Genomic DNA, 5,470 nt, shown 5'->3' on the forward strand with positions numbered 1-5,470 from the left:
CGCAAACGGGAAGAGGCGAAGCGTTCCAGCGCGTCAGTTCGCGGCGAAGCAGTACAAGAGACCATCGCCGCCGGTGCTCTTAAAGTCGGCCTGCGAACAGCCACCATCGGGACCGCGCGAGGGATGCGAGGAGTTCCAGGACTTCGAGGCATCGTCGTCGCGCAGGCCGATGCGGTCGATATGGCCGACCATCGCGGCGCCTTGCGTCGAACTCGTCCAGTTCTTGCAGGTCTTGTCTTCGCCGGCCGCGAACGCCGTGCCGTCGGGCTGCGATCCCGTCAGCGCGTCATGGCGGTTCGGCGTGTCGCCGCGACCGTTGATCACCTCGCCCTTTTCGCTGAGCGCAGTCTGCTTGGTGAGATTGTTGGAGGCGCTGTGCAGATCGGCGACGTCCTTGGCGACGACGACGCCCTTGGCATTCTGCCAGGGTCCCTTGCCGATACGATCACGCGCATTGACGGCCGGCTTGCCGTCGGCAGCCTGCGTCGAGAGATAAGCGTGCCAGGTCTTGGCGGTCGCACCGGCCGCGGCGGCGAGCGTCTCGCAGTGCTTGTCGGCGCCCTCGAGGCCGCCGAGGTCGCCGCCCTTGCCGGGACCGGCCGAGGTGACGAAGAACGTGGTATTGGCCGACTGGGCCTGTGCCGGCTGCGTGGCAAGAGCTGCAATTAACGCGGCAGCCGAGACAAAACCCAGACGCAAAATGCTGTTGGCAAAATCCGACATTCAAAATCCTCCCATTTCGTTTCGTATTGGCTTCTTGATTGACTTGTTTGCGGCGCACGGGCGACTGGCTCGCGCCAGCTACCCATCCAACCCGACGCAACCGACTTTATTCCCTGCCGAGGACACCACAACGAAAGCCGCCGCGGCGTCTTGCCGCCTTTCGTTTTGACCGGCCGATCAAGAACCAATTCGTGACTGAACCATCGCTTGACCCGCTCGGGGCGATTGGTCCAACATGGTCGCGCTTTGGTCGGAGCATCCACGTTCGCGGAAAGGGCTGCGCCCACGACAGAAGACCTGCCTACCAAGGTCTATGGTTCCCCTTATCTGCCTGAGCGAACGCAGGTGACCGATAAGGGAATCTGTCATGGCCGATACGCTCGGTTCCTATCCGCATTTTCGTCTCAATTTCGAACAGCAAGGCAAACGCGCCAAGGACCTGCTCAAGGCTGCGCAGGCGGGTGAGCCGCAAGCGCTGGCGCGCTTCCGATCGCCGCCAAAACTCGCCGAGGCCCAGTACCTGATCGCGCGGGAACTGCGCTTCGAGAACTGGGCTGCGCTGAAGCGCCATATCGCCGGAATGACCCGCGCGCGCGAGGCGATGCACACCTCGGTGCTCGACCGCGATTTTCGAACGCTGCATATCCGGTGCGGCCACGATCTCGAGACGCCGTTGAAGGAAGCCGGCTTTTCCGGCGACTACTATATCGACATTTACCCCTATCTGAGCGGGCCCGTGCGCGAAGGTCCGGGCAGTCTCGAGCAGCGGGCCCGCCACATCGTCGACTGCTACGGCGATCAATTCGATCCGCCGCTGGAATATGAGGGACAGCTTCGAGACCTCGAAGATAGAGAGCGCGAGCTGCACGATTCCGCCGCTTACGAACACGTCGTGCTCTGGTTCGAACACGACGTCACCGACCAGCTATCGCTGATCCACCTGCTTGGACATTACGCAACGCATCGGCGGCCGGCGCGGCTCGAACTCGTCAATATCGGCGACTTTCCCGGCACGAGACGCTTCACCGGGCTCGGCGAGTTGCCGCCTGAAGCGCTGCGCATGCTGTGGGCGACCCGCAAATCCGTCAGCGCCGCGCAGTTGCAGTTGGGCCTTGCGGCCTGGCGTGCGCTGGCCAGCCCCGACCCGCGCCCGCTCGCCGCGATCATGCGCGGCGGTACGCGCGCGCTGCCGCTGCTCGCTCGCGCCCTGCATCGCCATCTGCGCGAGCTGCCCTCGCTCGCCAATGGCCTCTCCTTGACCGAGCAGCTGGCGCTGACACTGATGGCGGAGCCGCTGCCGCATTGGGACGGCATCGTCAGCCTCGGCAGGATCTATTCGACGTTGCATTGGGAAACCGATCCGCTGCCCGGGCAAGGCGACGCTCAGCTCCGCGACCGCGTGCTGCATATGGAAGGCGCAAGCGCTCCGCTTTTCGAGCGGCGTGCCGGGGTCGGACCGGACGGCAAGGCGCGGCCACCCTGGACCGATAGGCTGGAGATCACCGCGCTCGGCCGCGCGGTCCTGAAAGGCGATGTGGATTTCATGTCGCTGAAACCACCGCCGCGTTGGGTTGGCGGCGTGCAAATCGAAGCGGGAATGCCGGACTGGCGCTGGGACGACAAAGTAAAGGACGCGGTGCGTCTGGGCGGGTGAAGTCGCCGACATAAAAAGACGCCGCGGGTCATGCCCGCGGCGTCCCGATCTCTTGGCTCTGTCGCGCGATCAGGAGGTCTGCTGGATCGCCGACAGTTCCCAGTTGCCGCCGCGCGGGCGCAGGAAGGTCCAGACTTCCGTCACCTCTTCCGGTTGGCCGTTACCTTCGACGACGCGCCCGCTGCTGCGATCGACGTAGGTGTCGATCAGCGAATAGCGCATCGCGACGCTCGCATAATCGGTATCGCCTTCGCGCCAGGCCTCGGCCAGATCGCCTTGCAGGAGCTTGGTGCCGGCAACCTTGTTGACGACGTTGCGCTGCCTGTTCGCCTGCAGATCGCGGGCGAAGTACGATACCATTTCCGGCGTCGCCAGCGTGCCGAGCCGCGCTACGTCCTCGTTCGAATAGGCATCCTGGATCTCGCCGAGCAGCCGCTCGAAGGCTTCATAGTCGGCGGGGAGAATCTGAACCGGCGCGCTGCCTGACCCCAGACCAAAGCCGCCCATTCCCGAACGGTAGGTCGCTTGCGCCCCGAGCGGCGAAGGTCCGCCGGCATAGGCCGCCTGCGCCTCGTTGCGGCGCTGCCACCATCCCATCGCAAGGCGCGCCAGGAACACGATCAGGGCGATCTGCAGTAGCAGTCCGATGATCGACGAGAATCCGCCGATGCCGCCGAACAGGCCGCCGCCAAACAGCATGCCGAGCAGACCGGCGCCGAGGAATCCCGCGGCCAGGCCGCCGAACAGGCCCATGCCCGGCCGGCCGAAGAAGCCGCCACCGGGCGCGCCGACGTTCGGGCTGCCCGGCTGGGTGATGGTGCGATTGAACGGTTGAGCGGTACCCGGCGCGGTCGAAGTCGAGGGCGGCGCAGAGAATGTCCGCGAGCCGCGCGAGCCCGAGCTGACGCCGCCGCCAACGCGCGCATCGGCCGATGAGGCCACGACGACCAGCGGCATTGCCAGTGACAAGACCACGGCAACCGCCTGTACCAAACCAAAAGCCCGATGCCTGAAATTCATGGCGTTATTTCCTTGAAACCTGCTGTCTCCCTTAAGGCTTGTCACGCCTTTGGGGAAGCGCCCCTTAGATGGGCAAGGTCGCCTAAAAGGGAAGCCGCAGCGAGGGGGATGGGCTGCGGCGCGGCGTCGCGGGCACCGCCCCTTGCACGCACCTTGCAACGCACTGTCAACCTTACCGGTGGATTGGATTCGCCAGCCAGGCCGGCATGCAAACAGCACGGCTAGGGCGCCATGGTTTCCTTCACCGCGGCCACGAGCTGGCTCAGCGTGAAGGGCTTTGGCAGGAAGGCGAACTGCTGGTTCTCCGGCAGGCTCTTCTCGAAGGCGTCTTCCGCATAGCCTGAGACGAAGATGATCTTGAGGTCGGGATTCTTGCCGCGCATGGTCTTGAGCAGCGTCGGGCCGTCCATTTCCGGCATCACCACATCGGAGACCACGAGATCGACCGCGCCGTCCTTTTCTTCCAGCGCCTCCAGCGCCTCGATGCCGTTCGAGGCCTCGATCACGCTGTAGCCGCGCGAGCGCAGGCCGCGCGCGTTGAGCGAACGCAGGCCCTCCTCGTCCTCGACCAGGAGGATCGTGCCCTGCCCGGTGAGGTCGGTGCGCGGTTTTGCCTCAGCGGGCGCTTCCTTGGCCGCGCCATTGGCGGCTGCAGGTTCCACCACCGCAACTTCCTGCTCCGGATGATGCCGCGGCAGGAATATGCGGAACGAGGTTCCCTTGCCGGGCTCCGAATCCACATAGATGAAGCCGCCGGTCTGCTTGACGATGCCGTACACCGTGGACAAGCCGAGGCCCGTGCCTTTGCCGACTTCCTTGGTGGAGAAGAACGGCTCGAAGATCTTGTCGATGATTTCGGCCGGAATGCCGGTGCCGGTATCGGTAATATCGATCCGGACATATTCGGCCGAGGGCATGCCCTTATAGGCCAGCCTCGTGGATTCCTCCGCCGTGACGTTGGAGGTTCGCACGGTGAGCTTGCCGCCGTCGGGCATGGCATCGCGCGCATTGACCGCGAGGTTGACGATGACCTGCTCGAATTGCGAGACGTCGACCTTCACCGGCCAGAGGTCGCGGCCGTGCACGAGATCGAGCTTGACCTTCTCGCCGATCAGCCGGCGCAGCAGCATGGTCAGATCGGACAGCGCATCGCCGAGGTCGAGCACCTGCGGCCGCAGCGTCTGACGGCGCGAGAACGCGAGCAGCTGCCGCACCAGCGTCGCGGCGCGGGTCGCGTTCTGCTTGATCTGCATGATGTCCTGGAACGACGGATCGGTCGGCTTGTGCGCGTTCAACAGGAAGTCGTTCGCCATCATGATCGCGGACAGCACGTTGTTGAAGTCGTGCGCGATGCCGCCGGCGAGCTGGCCGACCATGTCCATCTTCTGCGACTGGTTGATCTGGTTCTCCAGCGCGCGCCGCTCGGTCGTCTCCAGCATGTAGACGATGGCCGCTTCGGCCTCGCGCTCGTCCTCCTCCACCGAGGTGACGAAGAACTGGCCCCAGCGCTCCTTGGTGCCGTCGAGCATCACCTCCACCGGGGCGATGTCGCCCTGCCCCTGCGCCGCCTGGTTGATGGCCGCGACCAGAAGATTGCGGTCGCGTGCATTGACGGTGTTGAAAATCGATTTGCCGTCGGCCCCGAGCCCCTGCGACAGCTTGGCAAAGCGCGCATTGGCACGGACGATGGCGCCGGTACGGTCGACGGTGGCGATCGCCATCGGCGTATGGTCGAAGAAGCGCATGAAGCGCACTTCGGCGGCGCGCTGCGGATCGGCGCGCTCGTCGCGCGCGCGGCTGATCACGAGCGTGCGCGAGGCGCCGGGCGTGCCGTCGGCGCCGAAGGCCAGCTTGTGGTAGAGCCGCGCCGGCATGGTCTTGCCGGTGCGCATGCGCAGGTCGATGTCGAAGACTTCGGTGGTGACTTCGCCGGGCGAAGGCGTGATCGAGGTCAGGAGCGAGGCGCCGTCGCCGGAGACGATATCGGTCAGCCGCAGGCCGCCCGAGCCGATCTCGGCGAGGTCATAGTCCAGCCAGTTCGCAAGCGTCGCGTTGACATAGGCGAGTTCGCCG

4 protein-coding genes are annotated in these 5,470 nt (G+C 65.1%); 1 reads left to right on the forward strand and 3 read right to left on the reverse strand.

Annotation, left to right across the window (positions count from 1 at the left end; translation table 11 throughout):
• Positions 1-33: 33 nt before the first annotated feature.
• The gene (locus VFL62_RS13815; protein WP_325172940.1) at positions 34-723 is read right to left on the reverse strand and encodes a lectin; all 690 of its coding nucleotides are present in this window, start codon (positions 721-723) and stop codon (positions 34-36) included.
• 367 nt (positions 724-1,090) lie between these two features.
• On the opposite strand from VFL62_RS13815, the gene VFL62_RS13820 reads away from it, so the two are divergent.
• A complete protein-coding gene (locus VFL62_RS13820) occupies positions 1,091-2,377 on the forward strand; it encodes a DUF1835 domain-containing protein (protein WP_325172941.1) in 1,287 nt (428 codons plus the stop codon).
• A gap of 69 nt (positions 2,378-2,446) precedes the next feature.
• Here the strand turns inward: VFL62_RS13820 and VFL62_RS13825 are convergent, their stop codons facing one another.
• On the reverse strand, positions 2,447-3,397 hold the full coding sequence (locus VFL62_RS13825; RefSeq protein ID WP_325172942.1) for a Tim44-like domain-containing protein: 951 nt from the start codon (positions 3,395-3,397) through the stop codon (positions 2,447-2,449).
• Between the two features lie 221 nt (positions 3,398-3,618).
• The coding region (gene cckA / locus VFL62_RS13830) for a cell cycle histidine kinase CckA (protein ID WP_325172943.1) at positions 3,619-5,470 on the reverse strand (1,852 nt) is incomplete at its 5' end.

The organism is Bradyrhizobium sp. (genome assembly GCF_035701725.1).
GTDB lineage: Bacteria > Pseudomonadota > Alphaproteobacteria > Rhizobiales > Xanthobacteraceae > Bradyrhizobium.